Genomic DNA, 22,927 nt, shown 5'->3' with positions numbered 1-22,927 from the left:
TGTGCACTGATATAACCAACAAAAGTATACCATGGGCGTGCTAAAATGTAAAGCAAGAAAACAAAACAGGAGGAATACCAATATGAAAGGAAAGAAATTAACAGCAATCCTCGGTGCAGCAGCAATGACCGTTGGATTAACAGCAGGAAACGTTATGGCTTACGACGAAACCGCGATCGAAAATGCAGGTGACGTTACCATTACCATGATGGTATCCGGAACAGAGCAGCCCAACGATTTTGAGACTACACAGCTTCCGGAGCTGGTAAAAGAAAAATGGCCGAACGTGACACTGGAGGTTACAAAGCTTCCTGATGACAACTACTATACAGCTCTGAAAACAAAGCTGGCATCCGGAGAGTGCCCGGATATTATCCTGGTACAGCCTATGTACGCTGGCTCCAATGCCTGCTATTCTCTGGCTGAAGCGGGTTATCTGACAGACATGGGCGACATGAAGGTTATGGATCTTTTAAACGATGTTTCCGGCATGACCTATGAGGATACCACCTATGCAATTTCCGGCGGTGTTGCTATTCTGGGAACCTACTATAATAAAGATATTTTTGCAGAGTGCGGTATTGAGTCCGTACCAACAACGTGGGATGAGTTCCTTGAGGACTGTAAGCTGATCAAAGATGCTGGCTATCAGCCGATCGCAATGGGTGATAAGGATATGTATGTTATGCAGTTTGGTCTGTATCAGCTTGCTGCAAACGAGATTTATTCCAAGAATCCTGATTTCGATGCACAGCTCCGTACAGAGGACACCTCCTTCACCGATGAAGGCACATGGGATCACGTACTGGAAATGTACGGAACACTATATGAGGAAGGATATATTGATGCAAGCCAGTCCCTTGGAACCGGCGCTTCCCAGGCGATCCAGCAGTTCATCGACGGAAAAGCAGCTATGACCTTTGACGGTTCCTTCAACGCAGCCGCACTTCTGGCTGAAGGCGAAGGCGGGGCATTTGAAAGAGGATACTTCCCGCTGCCAGGCGACCAGGATGACGGAAACGTATACACAGCTACCTGCCTTTCCGCAGGCTATGCGATCTACTCCGGCTCCAAGCATATTGATGAGTGCAAAGCGATCATCGACTACTGGATGGACGGCGAATCTCCATTATGGGATGCTTATGTAAACACCGGAAGAAACATTCTTACATATGGTAACGGAATCGAGGATGCTCCGAACTCCGAGCTGTTTGCTCCATTTATCGAGCTTCTGAACGACGGAAAAGCTTTCCACTGGTGCAACCAGGCATGGCCGGCAGGAACCGAGGGAACTATGGAAGAGCTGTTCAGCGAGATGATCGGCGGACAGGGAACCGAGGTAGAAGATATCACAGAAGGTATGCAGGACAAATTCGAAGATTTGCTTGATGACTAACCGGCAGAAATGAAAAGAAGAAGGGCCGATCAGGTCCTTCTTTTTTCCCCAATAAGCACAAACCCGCTTAAGGGAGAGGGAGGTCTTTATGACAAAAAAGAAAAGATCCGGAAATACCTCACTGGTATTTCCAAACAGGATGTATGTATTTTTAATACCGGCAATGGCGTTTTTCCTGGTATTCTGGATATTCCCCATTCTTCAGTTGTTTTATTACAGCGTGACAAACTTTAACGGTATTAATTACGATTTTGATTTTGTGGGAATGAAGAACTATATCAAGATTTTTGACAATGGAACCTTGATGAATTCCGCAAAAAATACACTGATCTATACGGTTGTCATGGTAATCTGCAGCAACCTGATCGGCCTTGCTGTTGCCATGCTGCTGAATATGAAGATCCGGGCAAAGGGTCTGTTCCGTACCTGCGCATATTTTCCGGCACTGTTCAGCGCCATCGTAGTAGGCTTTATCTGGTCCTACGTTTATATGCCAGGCTCCGGTATGATCGCCGGACTTATGAATCTGGTGGGACTGGACGGTTCCGCGTTCAATCCTCTTGGAAACTTTAAGACAGCTCTTTACGCCATCGCTATCGTAGAGATCTGGAAGGGCTTCGGAACGACCATGATCATTTACCTGGCAGGTCTGCAGACTGTGGACGAAAGCCTTCTGGAAGCAGGAAGAATTGACGGCTGTACGGAATGGCAGTTAATCCGCAAGGTAAAGCTCCCGCTGATCTCTTCAACTATTACCATTAACGTGATCCTGAATGTAATTGCCGGACTGAAGGCATTCGACTATTCCTTCATTATGACAAACGGCGGTCCCGGAAAATCCACAAAGACACTGATGTTCCAGATCTACGAGATGGCATTCGACGACCAGAAGATGGGTCGTGCCAGCGCATTCTCCGTAATGTCGTTCTTACTGATCATTTTAATCACAGTATTTATGCTGTATTTCCTGAATAAGAGGGAGGTGGAATTATAATGGCATTTGGAAAAAAAGACGCATATGTGGAAAAAGAAAAGGTTGAGAAAATGTCTCCCAGGATCTTTGCGCTGTATGTCATCATTGTTTTGTTCTGCATTATTGTAATTGCACCCCTTGTGATCGTGTTCTCAAGCTCCTTAAGAGTTCCGGAGAACCAGGCTTCCCCATTGGTTCTGTTTTCACAGTTCTCTCTGGAAAGCTATAAAAAGGCATTTGCCAATATGAATTACCCCAAGGAGTTTTTTAACAGCCTGATCACCACAGCGGGCTCCGTTATCCTGGTTGTGCTGTTTGCAACCATGGCAGCTTATCCCATCGGACGTATCAAATCAAAGTTCGCAAGATTTTTGTATTTCTTCTTTATCTCCGGACTGATCGTACCGTCACAGATGGTTATCGTACCCATTGCACAGATGATTTCCAGACTGGGAATCCCCAACACCAGATTTACGCCAATGCTGATGTTTATTACCTGTTCCATGCCGTTTTCCGTATTCCTGTATGCCGGATTTATGAAGAGCGTTCCGGTGGAGATCGAGGAATCCGCATATCTGGACGGCGCCGGACTGTGGAAGCGTTTCAGTTCCGTGGTATTCCCGCTTCTGAAGCCTGCTACGGTTTCCACCATTATCACACAGGGTCTGTGGATCTGGAACGATTACTTCTATCCGATGGTATTTATCTCCAAGAAGGATCAGTATTCTCTCCCGGTAGGAATGATCCAGTTCCTTGGCGATAAAGAGAACCCGGCACAGTGGAACGTACTGTTTGCAGCTTGCGTGCTCTGTGCGCTGCCGCTGATCATTCTGTTTACCTTATTGCAGAAGCAGTTTATCAATGGTATTGCAGCAGGTGCTGTAAAGGGCTGATGGAGAAAGGATGGTAAGATGTTAAAGGGTAAGAATGCGAGGGAAAAGACAGAGTATTTCTGGATGTATTATAAGGCACCGTTTCTTGCAATACTGGCAGTGCTCCTGATCACCGGATACTGGGTGCGTGCCGCAGCGGTGGAAAAGGAACTGGCTTTTTCCGCCATGCTGGTGGACTGTCATGCGTCCGTGTCTGAGGAGGAGATGGAGCAGGATTTTGCCTCTTTTGCGGGAATGGATGCGGATACGGTTTCCTTTCAGAATTCTTACCTTTTTTCGGATTCCACATCCAGCACCTATGCCATGACAAGCCTTTCCAGATTCTATTCGGACATCGGAACCGAAAAGCTGGATGTTTGCGGACTTCTGGAGCAGGACTTTGAGAAATATGCAGGATCCGGCACGTTTCTTGATCTGCGGGAATGCTTTACAGAGGAGGAGCTTTCCAGGTATGGGGCAAACCTGTATTACTATGAGGGAAAACCGGTAGGAATATACAGAGATGGGCTGCCCGGGCTTGCAAAAAGCGGGTGTTATTCCAAAAGCAATGCAATGATCGGAATTATTTATAACACAAAACATGTGGGGACAGCGGCAGATTATATCCGCTATCTGTCGTGAACCATAGCTACCCTCAGTGGACAAGGGGACGACGCATCCTGTCCGCTGGGGGTATTATAAATAACAGGAGGTACATATGGACAGGAGAATATGGGAAAATCCGATAGAGGAAAAATCACTGGATGAAAGCCAGTGCCCCTTATGGTTCTGGAATGACAAACTGGAAAATGAGGAGCTTCTCCGTCAGCTTAAGATGCAGAGTGATGTGGGAGTAAGGTGTACAAATCCCCATGCCCGCACCAATATGGGCGACGGCTACATCGGCGGCTATCTGGACGATGATTGGTTTGAAAAGATCGGAACGGTTCTGAATTATAAAAAAGAAAATCAGGAACCGGTATGGCTCTACGATGAGATCGACTGGCCTGCGGGAACCTGTGGACAGACTCTGACAAAGAATGAAGATTTCCGGGAACGGTATCTGACCATTGAGGAGATCCGGATCCCTGCGGGGGAGAAATTCCGTGTTCAGCTTAAGGATATAACGGGAAAGGGACTGTTTTCCGTAAAAAAGGATTCGGATCTGTCCCAGTATGCGTTTAATGTGGCAGTGGTGGATGAGGAGACGGGAAAGCCATATCACATACAGGACTATCTGTCAGATCTGATGTTTGGGCCGGAGTTTGAGTTTTCAGCGGACAGGGATGCCGTTGCCTATGTGATCAGGGTGCAGAGCGATTTATATGAGTACGGTGGAAATCTTCAGGTGAGCTATATCAACGGTGAGGCAACTCAGACATTCCTGGAGTCTACCTATGAAAAATATTATGAGAGATATCCGGAATATTTCGGAAGCACTATAAAATGTGTGTTTAACGATGAGACGAGAATGTGCCATGCACTTGTGTGGAGCCGTGATTTTGTCAATGAGTTTGAAAAGAGAAAGGGATACAGCCTGGCTCCTGTGTTGTATCAGCTCGTGCGTCCGGGAGTGGAAGCGGGGCGGGTACGGTGCGACTATTTCGACGTGGTTGCAGCGCTGTTTCAGGAGAATTATTTCAAAAAGATCCATGACTGGTGTAATGAACATGGGATCGGGCTTTTTGCCCATCTTCTCGGGGAGGAGACATTGTTCGGACATGCCCGCTACAGCGGGGATTATCTGCGCCAGAACCGTTATCTGGACTGTGCAGGTGCAGACCATCTGGGAAAGGGCATCGGAAGCCTGAATATTAAATTTACCGCCTGCGGCGCCCATTCTTATGGAAGGGAAAATGCTGCGGTGGAGGTGTTTGCAGGCTGCGGCTGGGATATGACCTTTGAGGAGTATATCCGTATCATTACCTGGATGTTCCAGCAGGGCATGAAGATCATCATCAATCACGGATTTTTCTACTCGGACAGAGGAAACCGCAAAAACGACTGGCCGCCGTCACAGTTTTTCCAGTGGCAGGGATGGGACCGGATGAAGGAAGGAAACGCCATGGTCCGCAGGCTTCATTATGCCCTGACAGGAGGAAAGGCGGAGGCGGATGTGCTTGTCTATCATCCGATGGAAAGCTTCTGGCTTCACTATCTGCCGGATCAGAATTTTACCCATGGATTTTTCCATGGTGCGTTTTTGAAGGATGAAAAGGCGGAGCGGATCGACAGGGAAGTCCAGCTTTTGCTAAATGGACTGTCTTCAGAAAATCTGGATTTTGATCTGCTCCACAAGGATGCGGTGGAGAATTTCGAGGTTTCAGGGAAAAAGATCGTGAACCGAATCAATGGTCAGGAGTTTTCCGTTTTGGTGCTGCCTATGTGCGAGGTCCTTTGTATAGAGGCTGCGAGGCTTTGCAAGGATTTTACGGCAGCAGGGGGAACTGTGCTGGCAGTTGGAGAGGTTCCGTGTTACGCAATGCCGCAGGCGGCAGACGAGGAGCTTCGGGAGATCTTCCGGGAGCTGTCGGACAGTGAGAATTTTATCGTAATACCTGTAGAGGATAAAGATGCAGTATACGCAAAAATCAGGGAAATCATACCAATGCCTGTGGAAATCGTAGAAGGCGTAAAGGAAACGGTAAATAACCATCCTGTCTATGACAGCTTTTTGATCGACCCGTACATCCATACGGGAGAGGATCTTTCCGGTGTCCTGTTCACCAGATACCTGAAGGATGACAAGCGCCACACGCTGTTTATGAACTACTCCGACAAGCCGGAAACCATTGTGGCAAGAATTTCCGGAACAGAAATGGTGCCGGAGATATGGGACACCTTCACCGGTGAGATCAAAGAGGCTGAGGTTGTGAAAAAAGAAGACGGCAATTATTTCGTGAAGCTTACCCTGCCGTGTAATTATGGTGTGATTTTAGTGAGCGGGAACATGTAAAACAGTCGGGATGGCTTTCCTGGCCGTCCCTTCTAGAAGAATTACTGGATGCAAAGCCTGAGAAATGACCTGCACTCAGGGGGAGAAATACAAGGAAAAAAATTCGGTATTGCTGCCCTCGTAAAAGCGGCATATGACTGGAAAATGCCAAAGCAGGAAGTGATAAAAAAGATAGCGGAGGAATTCCAGTTGCCAGGGAATGAGGCGGAGGATTTTGTGAAAGCGTATTATAAATAGGTCATAAGGCAATCCGCAAAAGAGCAAGGCACACAAAGTCGCCCTGCTCTTTTTTTTAGAGGAATTTTGGAGATTGCTCTGTTATTCATTAGAGCCAATTGCTTTCTATTTCATTTTTTAATTCACAGAACATATGATAAAAATTCTCTTTCGCCTGTGAGACAATGCCCAGAGCTATCTTTTGATTGTATGAATGGGTTACATTGTTTCTTTCCTGAAGAGCCTTCAGCCAAAGGGACTCGTCCTTGATCATGCCCGCTTTATAAGCTGTTTTCAGAATAAGCTTTGGGGATCCGGTGGCACTTTCTTCATAACCATGGTTCTCCAGAATCTCCTTCATCATCTTCCATGCCTGCTCAAAGCATATTTCATATAAGCCAACTAAACCTGTTAATATAACATTATCGTATGGCTCTTCGTAATTATAGATTTCTTTCATATTAGCCAGGGATGAACAAAAGTTTTCATATTTTTTCATAAATTATCCTCCCGTCCTTTTGTATGGATTCCCGCAATTCGTCCTGTATATCACGATCCAGGTCAATAATATCGTATTTCAGAAGCGTTGAGGTCTCCTCGTCAACATCCAGAGCGAAACGTGTGAAATCTCCGCCCTTTACTGCAAGGTCAATATCGCTGGTACGCTTAAAATCGCCCCGGGCTCTGGAACCGAATAAAATAACTTTTTCAATTCCATATTTCTGCGCCAGTTCCTGAATTTCCGTAAGCACCTGCGGCCGAATGCCTGTATCGTTCATGATGTCACTCCAATCCATATAATTCATACTACACTGGCTATTGTATCACAGATCCCACTTTTTGAACATCCCGTCTTTACGCGCAAATATTTAGCGTTTTACCTAAAAAAGGCTGCCGCCCTGCTAATTCAGATTTAATTTGAATTAGCAGGTGCGACAGCCTCATTTTGGCTCAACTGAGAGCCCTATTAAGTTTTACTACTGACATTCAAAGGTTTCGCACTTTGTTTCCTGGCTTGTCTCCGCGCCGGAACCGCCTACGTCAATAGCAGCAGCGGTACATTTGCAGTGCTCATTGTAGGTACAGTTCTGAGCCTTACAGTCGATCTGGATCGTCTCACAGCCGCAACTGTTTTTTGCACTGTTCGTGGCAGAGCTGCCTCTTTCACGGAAGCTTCCGCAGCAGGTTTCATCGGCTCTCTGAGCGCTTTCGCCCATTACGTCGATTTCACCTCTTGAACAGAGCATGTCTTCGTTGTACATACAGGTAGTGGCTGAACATTTCAAAATAGTCATGGTTTTTCCTCCTTTTATTCAGCATGGGAATATTTTGCCCCGAAAACAAAAGATTATGTATATACTTAAGCAGAAATTAATGATATACTTTATTCATTAATGGATAAAAAGCGGGCGCGGAGATATCATATGGATGGGATAAAGCTGCGGCCGCAGAATACAAAGGGGGAAATTAAATTTATGGAACAGCAAAGAGGCAGTTTTACCAACAAACTGGGATTTGTTCTGGCCGCTGCCGGCTCCGCTGTGGGTTTGGGCAATCTCTGGAGATTTCCGTATCTTGCAGCCAAACACGGGGGTGGTATTTTTTTACTTGTCTATCTGATATTAGCAGTATCCTTTGGCTTTGCACTGATGATCACAGAGATTGCGCTGGGAAGAAAGACACGGTTAAGCGCAGTTGGCGCTTATGAGACTCTGAATAAAAAATTCAAATTTCTGGGCTATCTTTCCTGTCTGGTTCCGTTTATCATTACACCGTACTATTGCGTGATCGGCGGATGGGTCCTGAAATATTTTACGGTTTTTGTAACGAATCAGGTATCCCAGGCTGCGTCGGATGATTTCTTTACATCCTTCATTGTCCAGCCAGCCGCCCCGGTGGTATTTTTCCTGATCTACGCAGGGCTTGGCATGGTGGTAGTCCGCTTCGGTGTGGAAAAAGGAATCGAAAAGGCAAGCCGCATCATGATGCCTGTACTGATCGTCATGACTGTGTTTATCGCTGTGTTCAGCATGATGCAGCCAGGTGCCATGGAAGGTGTCAAATATTACCTGATGCCGGACTTCAGCCGCTTCAGCGCCACAACAGTATTGGCGGCCTTGGGACAGCTTTTCTATTCCATGTCCCTTGCAATGGGTATCATGATCACCTATGGCTCCTATATGCGCAAAGAAGCTCACCTGGAGCAGTCTGTACGTCAGATCGAGCTTTTTGATACAGGCATTGCATTTATGGCAGGGCTTATGATCATTCCCGCCGTATTTGCCTTTTCAGGCGGAAGTGAGGAGGCTTTGGGAAAAGGCCCAAGCCTTATGTTCGTCACACTGCCAAAGGTATTCCAGAGCATGAAATTCGGTACGGTGGTAGGCGCAGTATTCTTCCTTCTGGTACTGTTTGCTGCCCTTACCTCATCGATTTCCCTGACAGAGACGCTTGTCTCCATCGTAAGCGACAAGTTCGGCTGGAAGAGAAAAAAATCCTGTACCGTGATCATGATCTTCCTTATCCTGATCGGCGTTCCTGTTTCTCTGGGATTTGGAATCTGGGATTTCATCGCGCCGATGGGTATGAGCCTGCTGGATTTCTGTGACTTTATCAGCAACAGTATCCTGATGCCGATCGTGGCATTTCTGACCTGCATTTTCATCGGCTATGTGGTGAAGCCAAAGCTGATCATTGATGAGGTGGAAATAAACGGTGAGTTCAGGGTTAAGAAGTTTTACAATGTCATGATCAAATATATTGCCCCGGTCTGCCTGGTTGCAATTCTGGTATTTGCTGTCATGGAAGCATTGGGAGCAATTTCCGTATAAGAATTTTTTAAAACGCTTGACATTTCATGGAAAAGGTGCTATCCTATCCAAGTACGTGATAAAACAAAGCAGAGTGACACTCTCACCTCAGCGCAGACTGGCGACTCGGGTAAATATTGCACAGCGACTTGGGTAAGGATACTTTCCCATAGTGTAATTAAGAGAAGTGTGGATTCTGTCCGCACTTTTTTCTTTGCAGAAAACTTTGAGGAGAAACAGGGAAATGAGGCTGTTGTATCAGGTACGCGAGGCAGGGATTTCCTGCAAGGGGAAATGAGAGTATTGGATTATCTATCAGGTATGGAGGTGCACAACAATTAGCAATTTAATGATCAACGAACAAATCAGGGACAAAGAGGTCCGCTTAATTGGTCCGGACGGAGCGCAGCTTGGCATCATGTCCGCAAAGGAAGCAATGTTCAAAGCTCAGGAGGCAGGGCTTGATTTAGTAAAAATTGCCCCCCAGGCAAAGCCGCCGGTATGCAAAATCATTGATTACGGCAAATACCGCTATGAGCTTGCCAGAAAAGAAAAAGAAGCCAAGAAAAAGCAGAAGACCATCGATGTCAAAGAAGTGCGTCTTTCTCCAAACATTGATACCAATGACTTGATGACGAAAGTAAATGCAGCAAAAAAATTCCTTTCCAAAGGTGACAGAGTAAAGGTTACCTTACGTTTCCGCGGAAGAGAAATGGCACATATGGCAAGCAGCAAGCATGTGCTTGACGATTTTGCAGATTTGCTTAAGGACGTGGCTACCGTGGAGAAGGCTCCGAAGGTAGAGGGAAGAAGCATGACTATGTTTTTAACTGAAAAACGTTAAAATTATACAGAGAAATACCAAAATCAAGGAGGAAATTACAATGCCAAAAATTAAAACTTGTAGAGCAGCAGCAAAGCGTTTCAAAAAGACAGGTACAGGAAAATTAGTAAGAAATAAAGCTTACAAGAGCCATATCTTAACAAAAAAATCTCAGAAGAGAAAGAGAAATCTGAGAAAATCTACTGTTGTTGATTCTACAAATGTTAAGAGCATGAAGAAAGCATTACCATATTTATAAGATATAGAAGACGACGAACAGGAGGAAAATAAGAAATGGCAAGAATTAAAGGCGGCTTAAACGCAAAGAAAAAACATAATCGTGTATTGAAACTGGCAAAAGGTTACAGAGGAGCACGTTCCAAACAGTATAGAGTAGCAAAACAGTCCGTAATGAGAGCACTTACCAGCTCCTACGCAGGCAGAAAGCAGAGAAAACGCCAGTTCAGACAGCTCTGGATCGCTCGTATCAACGCAGCAGCCAGAATGAATGGCTTATCCTACAGCAAAATGATGCACGGCCTGAAGGTTGCAAACATCGACATCAACAGAAAGATGCTTGCAGAGATGGCAGTAAACGATGCAGCAGGCTTCGCAGCACTGGCTGAGATCGCAAAGAAAGCAATCGCATAAGGACGTTGCCAAATGAATAAATGAAGACAAAAGAGTCTGGTGAAAACGTTCACCAGACTTTTTCGCCATAAATGCAGATATTTCCACGCATAATTCTAAAAAAATTATTAAATAGCACTTGCATTCAAAAAAACATGATGCTATAATCTTAACATTAAAGTAGTAAAGAGAAAAAGTCAGTAGGAAGCCAAGGCCGGCTGGACAACTCCCAGTGGGCTTTTTACGTTTATCAGGACTGACAGAAGGATAACCTGCCGACACTCTAAGAAAAACAAGGAGGAGATTTATTATGAGAAATTTGAAAAAAGTACTGAGCGTTACTGCAGCAGCAGCTATGGCAGTAAGTGCAATGACCCCTGTAACAGCTTTTGCTGAAGAAGAAACCTTCAAGGTTGGCGTTATCGGACCTATGACCGGTGACTATGCACAGTATGGTACAAACGTATACAACGCAGCAAAAATTGCAATTGATGAAGTTAACGAAGCAGGCGGATTTAACGGATATCAGGTAGAGCTTCTTGACGCTGGCGATGACCAGGGAGATCCGGAGAAGGCTGTAAACGCATACAATGACCTTCTTGACAAAGGAATGCAGATGCTTTGCGGTACCGTAACATCCGGCGCTTGTATCGCAGTAGGCGCAGAGGCTGCTGAGAGCACATTCCTGTTCACACCATCCGGAAGTGCTGTAGATTGTATCACAGCAGGCTCCAATGAGTTCCGTATGTGCTTTACAGACCCGATGCAGGGAACTAAATCTGCAGAATACATTTCCGAAAAAGGACTTGCTACCAAGGTTGCAGTTCTCTATGATTCCATGGCAGACTACAATGTAGGTATCCACGACGCATTTGTTGAGGGTGCTGCCGAATATGGTCTGGAAGTTGTTGCTGACGAAGCATATACAACAGACAGCAATACAGACTTCTCCGTACAGCTTTCCAAGATCAAAGAGAGCGGAGCAGAGCTTCTTTTCCTGCCGAACTACTATTCTGACTGCGCACTGATCCTGCAGCAGGCAGCAGACGCAGACCTTGATGTTACATTCTTCGGCGTAGACGGTATGGATGGTATCCTTTCCGTAGAGAACTTTGATACATCTCTCGCAGAAGGCGTAATGCTTCTGACACCTTTCTCTGCAACAGCAGAAGATGAGGCTACTGTAAACTTTGTAACAGCATATGGCGAAGAAAACAACGGTGACACACCGAACCAGTTTGCAGCAGACGCTTATGATGTTATCTATGCGATCAAAGCAGCAGCAGAAGATGCAGGTATCACACCGGATATGTCCAACGAGGATATCAGCGCAGCACTTTCCGCTTCCATGCTGAACATTGAGGTTGAAGGTCTTACCGGTACAGCAAAATGGACAGAAGATGGCGAGTGTGACAAATCTCCAAAAGCTGTTGTAATTAAAGACGGTGTTTATGAAATGATGGAGTAATCCTTCGGCAGTGTTAGAATTTTATGACACTTCCCTGATTGCGCAGGGGATTGCCGTTTGAGAAACGGGGGACGGTACCTGTGAGTATGGGCCGTCCCTTATTTTTTTCGTCATAGGAAAGTACTCCGTTTGGTTCTGTAACAATAAATCTATTTTATGAGGTGCACTATGAGTTTTATATCTTACTTAAAAGATGGGATAAGCTTAGGCAGCGTATATGCCATTATCGCTCTGGGCTACACAATGGTGTATGGAATTGCAAAAATGCTGAACTTTGCTCATGGAGATGTCATCATGATCGGCGCTTTTGTAATTCTTTCCGCCATCACCAAGGCTGGTCTGTCTCCGCTTTTGTCCGTAATCGTGGGTGTTATCGTATGTACGGTTCTGGGTGTTACGATTGAGATGGTTGCATACCGGCCTCTCAGAAAGGCATCATCCAATCTGGCAGTACTGATCACGGCAATCGGTGTCAGCTATTTGCTCCAGAATATTGCACTGCTGATTTTCGGAGCAGACGCAAAAAGCTTTGTAACGGTCATTGACGTTCCTACGGTAACTTTGTTCGACGGGCAACTGACGATCAAAGGAATCACCATTGTTACGATCGCTGCATGTATTGTGATCATGTGCTGTCTTACATATTTCGTAAAGAAAACAAAACCAGGACGCGCCATGCAGGCGGTTTCCGAGGACAGGGATGCAGCCCAGCTTATGGGTGTTAATGTAAATGCTACGATTTCCCTGACCTTTGCCATTGGCTCCGGACTTGCTGCAATAGCAGGACTTCTTTTGTGTTCCGCATATCCTACCCTGACTCCGTATACAGGCGCCATGCCCGGTATCAAAGCCTTCGTCGCTGCGGTATTCGGCGGTATCGGATCGATTCCGGGAGCTATGGTAGGCGGTATTCTGCTGGGAGTGATCGAGATTTTCGGAAGAGCTTATATCTCCTCCCAGGTAGCTGATGCAATTGTATTTGGAGTGCTGATTATCGTGCTTCTTGTCAGACCTGCCGGATTGTTCGGCAAGAACATTCAGGAGAAAGTGTAAGGTGGCCGATATGAAGAAAATGAATAAGACATCAAAAAATAATTTTATCACATATGCAATGGTAATCGTGATCTTTGCCGTAGTACAGACCCTTTCCGCTACAGGAAACCTGTCAAGGCTTCTTACGGGACTGCTTGTTCCGCTTTGCGTTTATATCATTGCAGCAGTTTCACTGAACCTTGTAGTCGGCTTCTCAGGAGAACTGAGCCTTGGACATGCAGGCTTTATGTGCCTGGGCGCTTATTCCAGCGCGCTGTTTTCCCAGGTGGTGGGAGATTCCATGGCTTCCGTGCCGAGACTGATCCTCGCAATCCTTGTGGGAGCGGCAGTGGCTGGAGTGTTCGGTATTCTCATCGGAATCCCGGTACTGCGTCTCCGGGGCGATTACCTTGCCATTGTAACCCTGGCATTTGGTGAAATCATTAAAAACCTGATCAACATTTTATACGTGGGAGTGGACGAAAACGGTATCCATGCTGCCACCAGCTCTGCGAATCTGAAGCTTGCTGCAGGCGGAAAGCAGATCATGAAGGGTGCGCTTGGTATTTCCGGAACCTCCACACTTTACAAAGACATTAAGGACAATTTCTTCCTGATCGGTGTTATCCTGATTCTTATCACGCTGTTTATCGTGCAGAATCTGGTTCATTCCAGAAGCGGTCGCGCGATCATGGCTGCCCGTGATAACAGGATCGCGGCAGAGTCCATCGGCATCGATGTAACAAAATACAAACTGCTTGCATTCACCGTTTCCGCAGCACTTGCCGGTGTGGCAGGTGTACTTTACGCACACAACCTTTCCATGCTGAAGGTTTCTATCTTTGACTACAATATGTCCATCATGATCCTTGTGTATGTGGTTCTGGGCGGAATCGGCAGTCTGCGCGGTTCCATTATCGCGACCATTATCCTGTATGCGCTTCCGGAGCTGCTTCGTGGATTCTCCACATACCGTATGCTGATCTATGCCATCGTACTGATTGCTATGATGCTCTTTAACTGGGCACCTGCAGCGCGGAACTGGAGAAGCCGGGTCATTGAAAAAATCAAAGGAAACAGAACAAAGAAGGAGGCAGCTTAATTATGGCAGTTCTTGAAGTAAATAATTTGTCCATTCAGTTCGGCGGCCTTCATGCGGTTGACAATTTTAATTTATCCATTGAAAAAGGACAGCTCTACGGACTGATCGGACCGAACGGCGCAGGAAAAACAACGGTATTTAACCTTCTTACCGGAGTATATAAACCCACCGAGGGAATCATCCGTCTGGACGGAACAGACGTTACAGGCAAAAGCACCATCGAGATCAACAAGGCAGGCATTGCCAGAACCTTCCAGAATATCAGGCTTTTCAAGGATATGCCTGTTCTGGACAATGTTAAGGCAGGACTGCACAACCGTCACAAATATTCCACACTGACTGGCATCCTGAGACTTCCGAAATATTTTAAGACGGAAAAAGAGATGGATGAGCGGGCAATGGAGATCCTGAAGGTCTTTGACCTTGATAAAGAAGCACATTTGCTGGCAGGAAATCTTCCTTACGGCAAACAGAGAAAGCTGGAGATTGCCAGGGCCATGGCTACAGAACCAAAGCTTCTGCTTCTGGACGAGCCGGCTGCAGGTATGAACCCAAATGAAACCCAGGAGCTGATGGACACCATCCGGTTTATCAGGGATCATTTTAACCTGACGATTCTTTTGATCGAGCATGATATGAAGCTGGTAAGCGGTATCTGCGAGGAACTGACCGTATTGAATTTCGGTCAGGTGCTCTGCCAGGGTAAAACGGCAGAGGTATTAAAGAATCCAGAGGTTATCACGGCATATCTGGGCGAGTAAGGAGGAGCATGTAAAATGGCAATGTTAGAGGTAAAAGATTTACACGTTTACTACGGTGTAATCCACGCATTGAAAGGTCTCTCCTTTGAGGTAAACCAGGGTGAGGTCATCGCACTGATCGGAGCCAACGGCGCAGGAAAAACAACGACGCTCCACACCCTGACAGGACTTCTTCAGGCAAAGCAGGGCTCCATCGTGTTTGAAGGCAAGGATATCACCAAGGTTCCAGCCCACAAGATCGTAGGAATGGGAATCGCTCATGTGCCGGAGGGACGCCGCGTATTTTCAGAACTGAGCGTATACGAAAACCTGATCATGGGTGCGTATACAAGAAAAGATAAAAAAGAAATTGAGGATAGTCTTGCATACGTTTATAAGCGTTTCCCGCGCCTTGAGGAGAGAAAAAACCAGAGGGCCGGAACCTTATCAGGCGGCGAGCAGCAGATGCTTGCTATGGGTCGCGCCCTGATGAGCAAGCCAAGACTGATCGTTATGGATGAACCCTCCATGGGTCTGTCTCCGATTTTTGTAAATGAGATTTTCGATATTATCAAGGTGGTAAGCGAGGGCGGCACAACCGTTCTTCTGGTAGAGCAGAATGCAAAGAAAGCGCTGTCCATTGCAGACAGAGCATACGTTCTGGAAACCGGTAATATTACCATGAGCGGAAAAGCCAGTGACCTTCTGAACGATGAAGCCGTACAGAAGGCATATCTGGGAGAATAGAGGGAGAAAGGAGAAAACGATGGATAATTTCGTTATTACCATTGCAAGGCAGTACGGCAGCGGCGGACGCACCGTAGGGGAAATGCTTGCAAAGAAATTAGGGATTTCTTATTACGATAAGGACATCATCCGCATGGCATCCGAGGACAGCGGGATTCATGAAGAGCTGTTCGGCAGAGTGGATGAGTATTCCAGTGCAAAACCTCCTCTTTTCAAAAAAACAGGAATATACACAGGTGAGCTGATCCCGCCTCAGAGCAAGGATTTCACCTCTGATGAAAACCTGTTCAGCTATCAGGCAAAAACCATCCGCAATTTGGCAGAAACAAAGTCCTGTGTGATCATTGGACGCTGCTCCAACTATATCCTGAAGGATTATCCCAATGTGCTCAGTGTGTTTATCCATGCATCCTGGGATTTCCGTATGGAAAAAGCAGCAGAAAAGCTGAGTAAATCCCCAAGAGAGATTGAAAAATTCCTTCAGAAGGATGACAAGCGCAAGTTCGAGTTCTGCCGCCGTTTCACAGGAAAAGAGTGGACAGATGCCACAAATTATGATCTGTGTCTGGACAGCAGCAAGCTTGGTTATGAGAAGTGTATCGAAGAGATCGAGCACAGGCTGGAGGCAATGAGAAACAGCTAAACTGGAGCACCGGAGATTTCCGGTGCTTCTTTTTTGGAAAAGAAATCATATATTATGGAAAGAATCACTGCAGGCGGCTGATGGATGAAGAAAGAAATAATTTGCGGTGTGATCGCGGCTGGAGTTTTGATTTTTGCATATGGGATTGCCGGAAGGGGGACAGTGCGCCCTGTGGCGGAGAATGGCAGCGGGAAAGCGGAAAAAACCCGCGAAACCATGCCGCGAAGCAACTTCGAACAGCCCAAGGTGGCGCTGACATTTGACGACGGTCCAAGCAGCAAATATACTCCGCTGCTTTTGGAGGGACTTAAAGAACGGGGTGTTCAGGTAACCTTTTTTTTGATGGGAAAGAATATCGAGGGTAATGAGGAGCTGGTGCGGCAAATGCAGGAGGAGGGGCATGTGATCGGAAATCACACTTATAATCATGTGCAGCTTAACCGGGTATCCGAACAAAAAGCAAAAGAGGAGATTGAAAAAACAAGCAATGAGATCTATGAGGTGACTGGAGTTTATCCATCCTATATCCGACCTCCTTTTGGCGCGTGGAAGAAAAACCTGGAGCTTTCCGTTACCATGCTTCCTGTTTTCTGGGACATTGATACGTTGGATTGGAAAACCCAGAACGTAGACTCTGTTCTGGAGATCGTGCAGAGTCAGGTGGAAGACGGCGACATCATCCTGATGCACGACGGCTACCAGTCTTCGGTGGATGCGGCGCTGAAAATCGTGGATATTCTCACAGAGGAGGGATATGACTTTGTGACAGTAGACCAGTTGGTTGTTTTGTAGAAAGCATAGGTTGAAAAAAACGGGGGAATGTTTTATAATAAAGAACAAATGTACGATTGGAGACTGCCTTTATGGATTTATTTGAATATGCAAAAGCAAAGACAATGGAAAAAGAGTCGCCGCTGGCTTCCAGGCTTCGGCCATCTTCTCTTGACGAGGTGGTGGGGCAGCAGCACATTGTGGGTAAGGATAAGCTGCTTTACCGTGCGATACAGGCAGATAAGCTGACCTCTGTTATTTTTTACGGTCCTCCCGGAACAGGCAAGACCACTCTGGCAAAGGTGATCGCAAACACCACAAGCGCGGGATTTACCCAGATAAATGCCACGGTAGCCGGAAAAAAAGACATGGAAGAGGTTGTGAAGCAGGCTCAGAATGATCTGGGCATGTACGGAAAAAAGACGATCCTTTTCATAGATGAGATCCACCGTTTTAACAAAGGGCAGCAGGACTATCTGCTCCCTTTTGTGGAGGATGGAACCATTATCCTCATCGGGGCGACGACAGAAAATCCTTACTTTGAGGTAAACGGGGCGCTTTTATCCCGATCTATTGTATTTGAGCTGAAATCTCTGGAAATTCCGGAAATAAAGACGCTGATCCTGAGAGCCGTACAGGATTGCGAAAAGGGTATGGGAAGCTACCACGCGGAGATTGACGAGGATGCCCTGGAGTTTCTTGCGGATATGGCGGGAGGGGATGCCAGGAGCGCATTAAATGCGGTGGAGTTGGGCGTGCTCACCACGCCCAGAAGCCCGGACGGAAAAATACATATTACCCTTGATGTGGCATCGGAGTGCATCCAGAAGCGTGTGGTGCGCTATGACAAAAATGGGGACAATCATTACGATATCATCTCTGCGTTTATTAAAAGTATGCGCGGTTCAGACCCCGACGCTGCCGTCTACTATCTGGCAAAAATGCTTTATGCAGGGGAAGACGTGAAATTTATTGCAAGGCGAATTATGATCCTGGCGTCCGAGGACATCGGAAATGCAGATCCCCAGGCTATTTGCGTGGCCGTGGCAGCCGCACAGGCAGTAGAGCGGGTGGGAATGCCGGAATCCCAGATCATTCTCTCACAGGCTGCCTCCTATATGGCGTGTGCGCCAAAGAGCAATGCTGCGGTGAATGCGATCGCAGCAGCCATGGATTCCGTGAAACGGACAAAGACCACCGTGCCTGCGCACCTTCAGGATGCGCATTACGGCGGGCATGAAAAGCTGGGTCATGGAATCGGATATAAATATGCCCACAATTACCCAAATCATTATGTGGAGCAGCAGTATCTTCCAACGGAGATTCTTGGTACGAAGTTTTATGAGCTGAGTGATATGGGATATGAGAAGAAGCTGAAGGAGCATATGAAACGCATCAAAGGAGAAGAAAATAGCTGAACCGCAGAGAGGAGCTTACAAAAGCTCCTCCATTATTTTTCCGAAAATATCCTGGCATTTGTCGGGCCAGCGGCGGCACATGGCCTTTGCTGCTTCCAGATTCGGCGCGGCAATGTTCAGATCGATCAGGGACGTATTCCGTTCAATGAGCTGGCAGCGGACTGCATACCCGCCCTGGGTGTTAATATAATAGTCTGCAGGCATAAGGATCTGTGTGGGCGTTTCACAGCCGTTTTTTTTCAGATATTCCCGAACCTCTTTTTTAATATCCTCAGATAACTGGTTTTCAAAATAGGACAATGTATTTTTTCCATCCTCAGTCAGCCTATAGTAGGAAGAATTGGAAATCGTCTGCTTCTCTACCAACTCGGATTCCACAAGTTCTGAGACAGCCTGCTGAAGATGAAAATAATTGGTGTACTCGTGCTCCAGAATAAACTCGGAAATCTGGGAATTGGTAAGGGATTCCCGGGAATTTTGAAGCATATATAAAACAATAAGTTTGTAAACCGTAAATGGTGTTGCCATTTTGTACCTCCTGTTCGTGGCACATTAAGTAGCTTTTCCCTGGAAGCTGCCCCGTTCCTTCATGCGGTGGTGAAGACAGTTCAGAACCTCTCTCTTCCGGCTTGCCCACAGCGGAGCGATGAGCAGATCTTTGGGTCCGTCCCCGGTGACACGGTGAATGACAATGGAAGGTTTCAGGTGCTCCAGGCAGTCTGCGACAAGGTCAATATACTCGTCCCGTTCCAGGACCCGGAATTTTCCGGCTCTGTAATCCTCAGCCAGATCGGTTCCTTCCAGAACATGGAGAAGCTGCAGTTTGATTCCCTGGATATCCCGTGAGCTGAGATAATCCATGGTTTCCAGGATATCCTCTCTGGTTTCACCGGGCAATCCCAGGATGGTGTGGACGATCACTTCCAGGCCAGCCGCCCTGAGACGGCTTAAGGCATCCTCAAAACAGCCCAGTGGATAGCCTCTGCGGATATACCGGGCAGTCGCTTCATGGATGGTCTGAAGTCCAAGCTCTACCCACACTGGCTTTAGACGGTTCAGCCGTTCCAGAAGCTCTATCACCTCATCATCCAGGCAATCCGGCCTTGTCCCGATGGATAAAGCGGCAATCTTTGGATGAGAAAGTGCCTCTGAAAAGATTTTTTCCAGATATGCCACAGGTGCATATGTATTAGTATATGCCTGAAAATAAGCGATATACCTCTCGATAGGCCGTTTTGCGCTTACAATGGCAATCTGTTCATTGATCTGTTCTGTGACGGAAAGGGAAGCATCTGCGGCAAAATCCCCGCTTCCTCCCTCGCTGCAGAAAATGCAGCCTCTGTGACCAAGCTTACCGTCCCGATTGGGGCAGGACATCCCGCCGTTTAAGGTGACCTTATAAACCTTTTCTCCAAAACGCTCCCGCAGCATGTAGTCAAGAGAGTGATAAGGCTTTCCGTTCCAGGATGTCATTTTCATAAAGAGGAGCTTCCGGAATCTGGCAGCTCACCGGCAGTTTCCTGCTCCTCATCCTCTTCCTTGGGGATGTAATTGTCAAAAATTTTCACCAGGAAGCGGGAGTTGATATAGGCAACCGTGGAGAAACCAAGCAGCACAAGCAGCATTATGATCGTGGACTGGATCTGGGCGTTGGGAATGAAGAAAACTGCCAGCGGCAGAACACTGATCACGATCATTAAAAACGTATAAGGCAAATGGCGGATGGACATCAGAAAGGCATTAGTAAAGGTATTTCTGATGGTATTATAAAATTTCGCCAGCACCGGATAAATGTAAGTAAACAGCATCAAATACAGAAGAAGGATCACCATGAAAACAAACACCATGACAGTTCCCAGAGTACCTTCTATGTTTCTTGAGATGGTGAGATCAATGTACAGCATGACCGCAGCCAGAAGCATGATGATGTTGATGATCGTTGCCTGTTTGAAATTCTCCTTAAAGGATTTAAAAAAGCTTCTCAGGATATAGGATTCCTCATCCCGGGCCATTTTCAGAGTGACATAAAACATGGCGGTGATAGATGCGCCTGCCGTGATAATGGGAAGGCAGCAAACCACACACAGCAGGTTCAGGATCACCAGATCCGCAACTCTGCTCATGAAACTGAAAAACTTATTATCCATGTTAAAAAAACGTTCCATTTAAACAACTCCTTTTCAAGCGGGTATTTGATAAAGAATAGTATAACGAATATATGGTAAAAAAGCAAATAACAATTATGTCTTTTTATAAAATCTGCCAAAAATTGCTTGATTATCGCGAATTAGCGTGTTAAAATACTGATATTGGGCGGTAATCGTCAGAGGTGAACTTGAATATCATTCAAAGGAGTATAAATATGAGCAAAAACATCAGAACTGAGGCTGTCGACCATCTTTTTGAGGCGATTCTGTGTCTGAAGGATAAGGAGGAATGCTACACATTTTTCGAAGATGTGTGTACCATCAATGAGCTTCTTTCCCTATCCCAGCGCTTTGAGGTTGCAAAGATGCTGATGGACAAACGGACATATCTGGATATTTCAGAAAAAACAGGGGCATCCACCGCAACGATCAGCAGAGTCAACCGTTCTTTAAATTACGGAAATGACGGTTATGAGATGGTCTTTGCCAGAATGAAAGAAAAAGAAGAAAACGGTAAATCTATAGATGAAAAGTAAAAAGCAGGCAGCCAAAAGGCTGCCTGTCATTTTTCTTTAGGAGCTTTCTTTCCTTTCTTAGGCGGCTGCTCAGGAGTCATGGAATCGATCATCTTTTCAATCAGTACCTTTTTCATATACACATCAAAGCTCAGCAGACAGATAAAAGAAAAATTCTTCAGGAAATCCCTGTCTTCCTCCGGAGCGTCGTCAAAGGTGGCTCTGGCAGCATTGTAGTCGCGGAGGAGATTCTTTGTCAAAAGCTCTATCTGTCTCTTTTCCATTCCGAAAACTTCATTATAAATATAAGTCATGTCCTTTTCCGGCGCACCCTTAAAGTATTTGTCCGTAATGGGTCCGAGAAGCGTCTGGATATCGCTTATGGAAAGGATATTTTTAAAATAATAAATAAAGATCAGAACAAGAAGATGCTCTTTGGAATAGCGCTTTTTTTCCGGGGAAGGAAGAAGATTATTCTTTGCATAATTGTTGATCATGGTCTTAGTCAGGATTTTGTCATCCGGATAACGCTTAGTAGAGGAAAGCTGTTCATCCATAAATGTGGTCACCTGATCCATATACAGATCAATATTAGGCAGATCGCCTGGCTTTATATAATCAATCTGGGAAATACCTTTCAAAATACTGTTAATTAAATCCTTCTCGTCGATAGTCATTTTATCACCTCGTACATTTTGTTGTGAGAAAGAAAATTTTCATCTGCAAGTTATATTATATAGTTTTAAATACTACTTGTAAATGTTTTTTTAAACCAATTTGTTTTTTTGACGGTATTCGCGCGGAGAAATGCCGTATACATTCTTGAATGCCCTGGAAAAATGAAGCTGGTTGGGATACCCCGTCTGGACACCCACATCACAGATAGAAAAATCAGTGGTAGTCAGAAGCTGCGCCGCCTTAGACATACGATACCGGATGAGAAAGCTCTGAGGCGACTGTCCCATAGTTTCTTTAAAAATCTTACCAAAGTAACTCCGCTCCAGATTACACCTTGCCGCCATATCCTCCACAGTAATGGGCTGGGCATAGTTCTGCTCGATAAAAGCCACTGCTTCCCGTGTATAAAATTTGGAAAGCTTTCCGTCCTGAATCTTCCGTTTTCTGCTGGAGCCCTGCACAAGAGCATCCATAACCAGATAGACGTGCCCCATAAGATGCAGGGAGGATTCATGGGAGTGCGAGGTCAAATAAAGCATTTCCTGTCCCACCTTTTCTGCATACTCCTCAGACTGCGGAAAAAACACAGGATTAGATGCAGAAAGCCCTGCACTTTCCAGAATTTCCCTTGCACGAAGCCCCGCAAATTCAATCCAGCAATATTCCCAGGGAGCACTTCTGTCTGCAAAATAAGTAGTAATCTGTCCCGGCTCAATAAGAAACCCAGAATTTGCACCAATCTTATACTCCGAACAACTATAATCCGCATTTTCCACACGAAGCGTCCCTCTACCCGAAAGAACATAATGAAACAGATAATTATTCCGTATAAAAGGCCCATACGAGTGAAGCGGCTGACACTTCTCATACCCATATTGATATATATTCAAATCCATAAACCGTTCATCCGAAAGAATATTATATAGAAAATCCGACATAAAATATCTCACTTTCTGCTAAATATACAAATCCATCCAATATCATACACCC

27 protein-coding genes are annotated in these 22,927 nt (G+C 45.9%); 19 read left to right on the top strand and 8 right to left on the bottom strand.

The features are described from left to right. The first annotated feature begins 82 nt into the window (after positions 1-82). The 6 genes from ACESZH_RS00385 to ACESZH_RS00360 all read left to right on the top strand — a co-directional run bounded on the left by ACESZH_RS00385 (position 83) and on the right by ACESZH_RS00360 (position 6,434). A complete protein-coding gene (locus ACESZH_RS00385; protein WP_373216017.1) occupies positions 83-1,396 on the top strand; it encodes an ABC transporter substrate-binding protein in 1,314 nt (437 codons plus the stop codon). An 88-nt stretch (positions 1,397-1,484) separates the two neighbouring features. Continuing rightward, positions 1,485-2,390, top strand: coding sequence for a carbohydrate ABC transporter permease (locus tag ACESZH_RS00380; protein ID WP_373216016.1), 906 nt, complete (start codon positions 1,485-1,487; stop codon positions 2,388-2,390). After that, positions 2,390-3,262 carry a carbohydrate ABC transporter permease gene (locus tag ACESZH_RS00375; RefSeq protein WP_373216014.1) on the top strand — a complete coding sequence of 291 codons (873 nt, stop codon included), beginning with the start codon at positions 2,390-2,392 and terminating at the stop codon, positions 3,260-3,262. The genes ACESZH_RS00380 and ACESZH_RS00375 overlap by 1 nt, the downstream gene beginning before the upstream one ends. An 18-nt stretch (positions 3,263-3,280) precedes the next feature. Next, on the top strand, positions 3,281-3,883 hold the full coding sequence (locus ACESZH_RS00370) for a hypothetical protein (protein ID WP_373216012.1): 603 nt from the start codon (positions 3,281-3,283) through the stop codon (positions 3,881-3,883). 76 nt (positions 3,884-3,959) lie between these two features. Then, positions 3,960-6,197, top strand: a complete 2,238-nt coding sequence (locus ACESZH_RS00365; RefSeq protein WP_373216010.1) for a glycosyl hydrolase — start codon at positions 3,960-3,962, stop codon at positions 6,195-6,197. A 48-nt stretch (positions 6,198-6,245) separates the two neighbouring features. Further along, positions 6,246-6,434, top strand: a complete 189-nt coding sequence (locus ACESZH_RS00360; RefSeq protein WP_373216008.1) for a hypothetical protein — start codon at positions 6,246-6,248, stop codon at positions 6,432-6,434. A gap of 88 nt (positions 6,435-6,522) precedes the next feature. Here ACESZH_RS00360 and ACESZH_RS00355 read toward each other — a convergent pair whose 3' ends face one another. The 3 genes from ACESZH_RS00355 to ACESZH_RS00345 form a co-directional block, all read right to left on the bottom strand. Next, the gene (locus tag ACESZH_RS00355; RefSeq protein ID WP_373216006.1) at positions 6,523-6,912 is read right to left on the bottom strand and encodes an HI0074 family nucleotidyltransferase substrate-binding subunit; all 390 of its coding nucleotides are present in this window, start codon (positions 6,910-6,912) and stop codon (positions 6,523-6,525) included. Beyond that, a complete protein-coding gene (locus tag ACESZH_RS00350; RefSeq protein ID WP_373216004.1) occupies positions 6,899-7,192 on the bottom strand; it encodes a nucleotidyltransferase family protein in 294 nt (97 codons plus the stop codon). Before ACESZH_RS00350 ends, ACESZH_RS00355 begins: the two co-directional genes overlap by 14 nt. A gap of 198 nt (positions 7,193-7,390) precedes the next feature. Beyond that, positions 7,391-7,708 carry a DUF1540 domain-containing protein gene (locus ACESZH_RS00345; protein ID WP_373216003.1) on the bottom strand — a complete coding sequence of 106 codons (318 nt, stop codon included), beginning with the start codon at positions 7,706-7,708 and terminating at the stop codon, positions 7,391-7,393. 129 nt (positions 7,709-7,837) lie between these two features. On the opposite strand from ACESZH_RS00345, the gene ACESZH_RS00340 reads away from it, so the two are divergent. The 12 genes from ACESZH_RS00340 to ACESZH_RS00285 all read left to right on the top strand — a co-directional run bounded on the left by ACESZH_RS00340 (position 7,838) and on the right by ACESZH_RS00285 (position 18,597). Next, entirely contained in the window at positions 7,838-9,244 is a 1,407-nt protein-coding gene (locus ACESZH_RS00340; protein WP_373216002.1) for a sodium-dependent transporter, read from the top strand. Between the two features lie 328 nt (positions 9,245-9,572). After that, on the top strand, positions 9,573-10,067 hold the full coding sequence (gene infC, locus ACESZH_RS00335) for a translation initiation factor IF-3 (protein ID WP_373216001.1): 495 nt from the start codon (positions 9,573-9,575) through the stop codon (positions 10,065-10,067). Between the two features lie 40 nt (positions 10,068-10,107). Further along, complete coding sequence (rpmI, locus tag ACESZH_RS00330; protein WP_019162770.1) at positions 10,108-10,305, top strand: 50S ribosomal protein L35; 198 nt, start codon at positions 10,108-10,110, stop codon at positions 10,303-10,305. Between the two features lie 35 nt (positions 10,306-10,340). Further along, a complete protein-coding gene (rplT, locus tag ACESZH_RS00325) occupies positions 10,341-10,697 on the top strand; it encodes a 50S ribosomal protein L20 (RefSeq protein WP_373216000.1) in 357 nt (118 codons plus the stop codon). A gap of 289 nt (positions 10,698-10,986) precedes the next feature. Continuing rightward, on the top strand, positions 10,987-12,144 hold the full coding sequence (locus tag ACESZH_RS00320; protein ID WP_373215999.1) for an ABC transporter substrate-binding protein: 1,158 nt from the start codon (positions 10,987-10,989) through the stop codon (positions 12,142-12,144). A 168-nt stretch (positions 12,145-12,312) separates the two neighbouring features. Beyond that, the gene (locus ACESZH_RS00315; protein WP_373215997.1) at positions 12,313-13,197 is read left to right on the top strand and encodes a branched-chain amino acid ABC transporter permease; all 885 of its coding nucleotides are present in this window, start codon (positions 12,313-12,315) and stop codon (positions 13,195-13,197) included. A 10-nt stretch (positions 13,198-13,207) separates the two neighbouring features. Continuing rightward, positions 13,208-14,278 carry a branched-chain amino acid ABC transporter permease gene (locus tag ACESZH_RS00310; RefSeq protein ID WP_373215996.1) on the top strand — a complete coding sequence of 357 codons (1,071 nt, stop codon included), beginning with the start codon at positions 13,208-13,210 and terminating at the stop codon, positions 14,276-14,278. 2 nt (positions 14,279-14,280) lie between these two features. Then, a complete protein-coding gene (locus ACESZH_RS00305; RefSeq protein ID WP_373215994.1) occupies positions 14,281-15,039 on the top strand; it encodes an ABC transporter ATP-binding protein in 759 nt (252 codons plus the stop codon). A 15-nt stretch (positions 15,040-15,054) separates the two neighbouring features. After that, a complete protein-coding gene (locus ACESZH_RS00300) occupies positions 15,055-15,765 on the top strand; it encodes an ABC transporter ATP-binding protein (RefSeq protein ID WP_373215993.1) in 711 nt (236 codons plus the stop codon). A 19-nt stretch (positions 15,766-15,784) separates the two neighbouring features. Then, positions 15,785-16,408 (top strand): AAA family ATPase, encoded by a 624-nt coding sequence (locus ACESZH_RS00295; protein WP_373215991.1) that lies wholly within the window; start codon positions 15,785-15,787, stop codon positions 16,406-16,408. Positions 16,409-16,492: 84 nt separating this feature from the next. After that, positions 16,493-17,200: a polysaccharide deacetylase family protein gene (locus tag ACESZH_RS00290; protein WP_373215990.1), complete on the top strand. Its 708-nt coding sequence runs from the start codon at positions 16,493-16,495 to the stop codon at positions 17,198-17,200. 71 nt (positions 17,201-17,271) lie between these two features. Continuing rightward, complete coding sequence (locus tag ACESZH_RS00285; RefSeq protein WP_373215988.1) at positions 17,272-18,597, top strand: replication-associated recombination protein A; 1,326 nt, start codon at positions 17,272-17,274, stop codon at positions 18,595-18,597. A gap of 15 nt (positions 18,598-18,612) precedes the next feature. Here the strand turns inward: ACESZH_RS00285 and ACESZH_RS00280 are convergent, their stop codons facing one another. Genes ACESZH_RS00280 through ACESZH_RS00270 form a run of 3 tightly spaced genes read right to left on the bottom strand, consistent with a single transcriptional unit; the run spans position 18,613 to position 20,762 of the window. Further along, positions 18,613-19,125 (bottom strand): DUF4364 family protein, encoded by a 513-nt coding sequence (locus ACESZH_RS00280; protein WP_373215986.1) that lies wholly within the window; start codon positions 19,123-19,125, stop codon positions 18,613-18,615. Positions 19,126-19,149: 24 nt separating this feature from the next. Beyond that, on the bottom strand, positions 19,150-20,070 hold the full coding sequence (locus tag ACESZH_RS00275; RefSeq protein WP_373216132.1) for a TIGR01212 family radical SAM protein: 921 nt from the start codon (positions 20,068-20,070) through the stop codon (positions 19,150-19,152). A gap of 2 nt (positions 20,071-20,072) precedes the next feature. Then, a complete protein-coding gene (locus ACESZH_RS00270) occupies positions 20,073-20,762 on the bottom strand; it encodes a YesL family protein (protein ID WP_373215985.1) in 690 nt (229 codons plus the stop codon). Positions 20,763-20,959: 197 nt separating this feature from the next. On the opposite strand from ACESZH_RS00270, the gene ACESZH_RS00265 reads away from it, so the two are divergent. Continuing rightward, positions 20,960-21,280 (top strand): YerC/YecD family TrpR-related protein, encoded by a 321-nt coding sequence (locus ACESZH_RS00265; RefSeq protein WP_373215983.1) that lies wholly within the window; start codon positions 20,960-20,962, stop codon positions 21,278-21,280. 26 nt (positions 21,281-21,306) lie between these two features. Here ACESZH_RS00265 and ACESZH_RS00260 read toward each other — a convergent pair whose 3' ends face one another. Further along, positions 21,307-21,936, bottom strand: coding sequence for a DUF1836 domain-containing protein (locus ACESZH_RS00260; protein WP_373215981.1), 630 nt, complete (start codon positions 21,934-21,936; stop codon positions 21,307-21,309). Between the two features lie 90 nt (positions 21,937-22,026). Then, positions 22,027-22,833 carry an AraC family transcriptional regulator gene (locus ACESZH_RS00255; RefSeq protein ID WP_373215980.1) on the bottom strand — a complete coding sequence of 269 codons (807 nt, stop codon included), beginning with the start codon at positions 22,831-22,833 and terminating at the stop codon, positions 22,027-22,029. Positions 22,834-22,927 lie beyond the last annotated feature (94 nt).

Source organism: Ruminococcus sp. 5_1_39BFAA (assembly GCF_964240875.1).
Lineage (GTDB): Bacteria > Bacillota > Clostridia > Lachnospirales > Lachnospiraceae > Blautia_A.
Note: the sequence above shows the minus strand (reverse complement) of the source record. Positions and strands in the feature narration are given on the sequence as shown.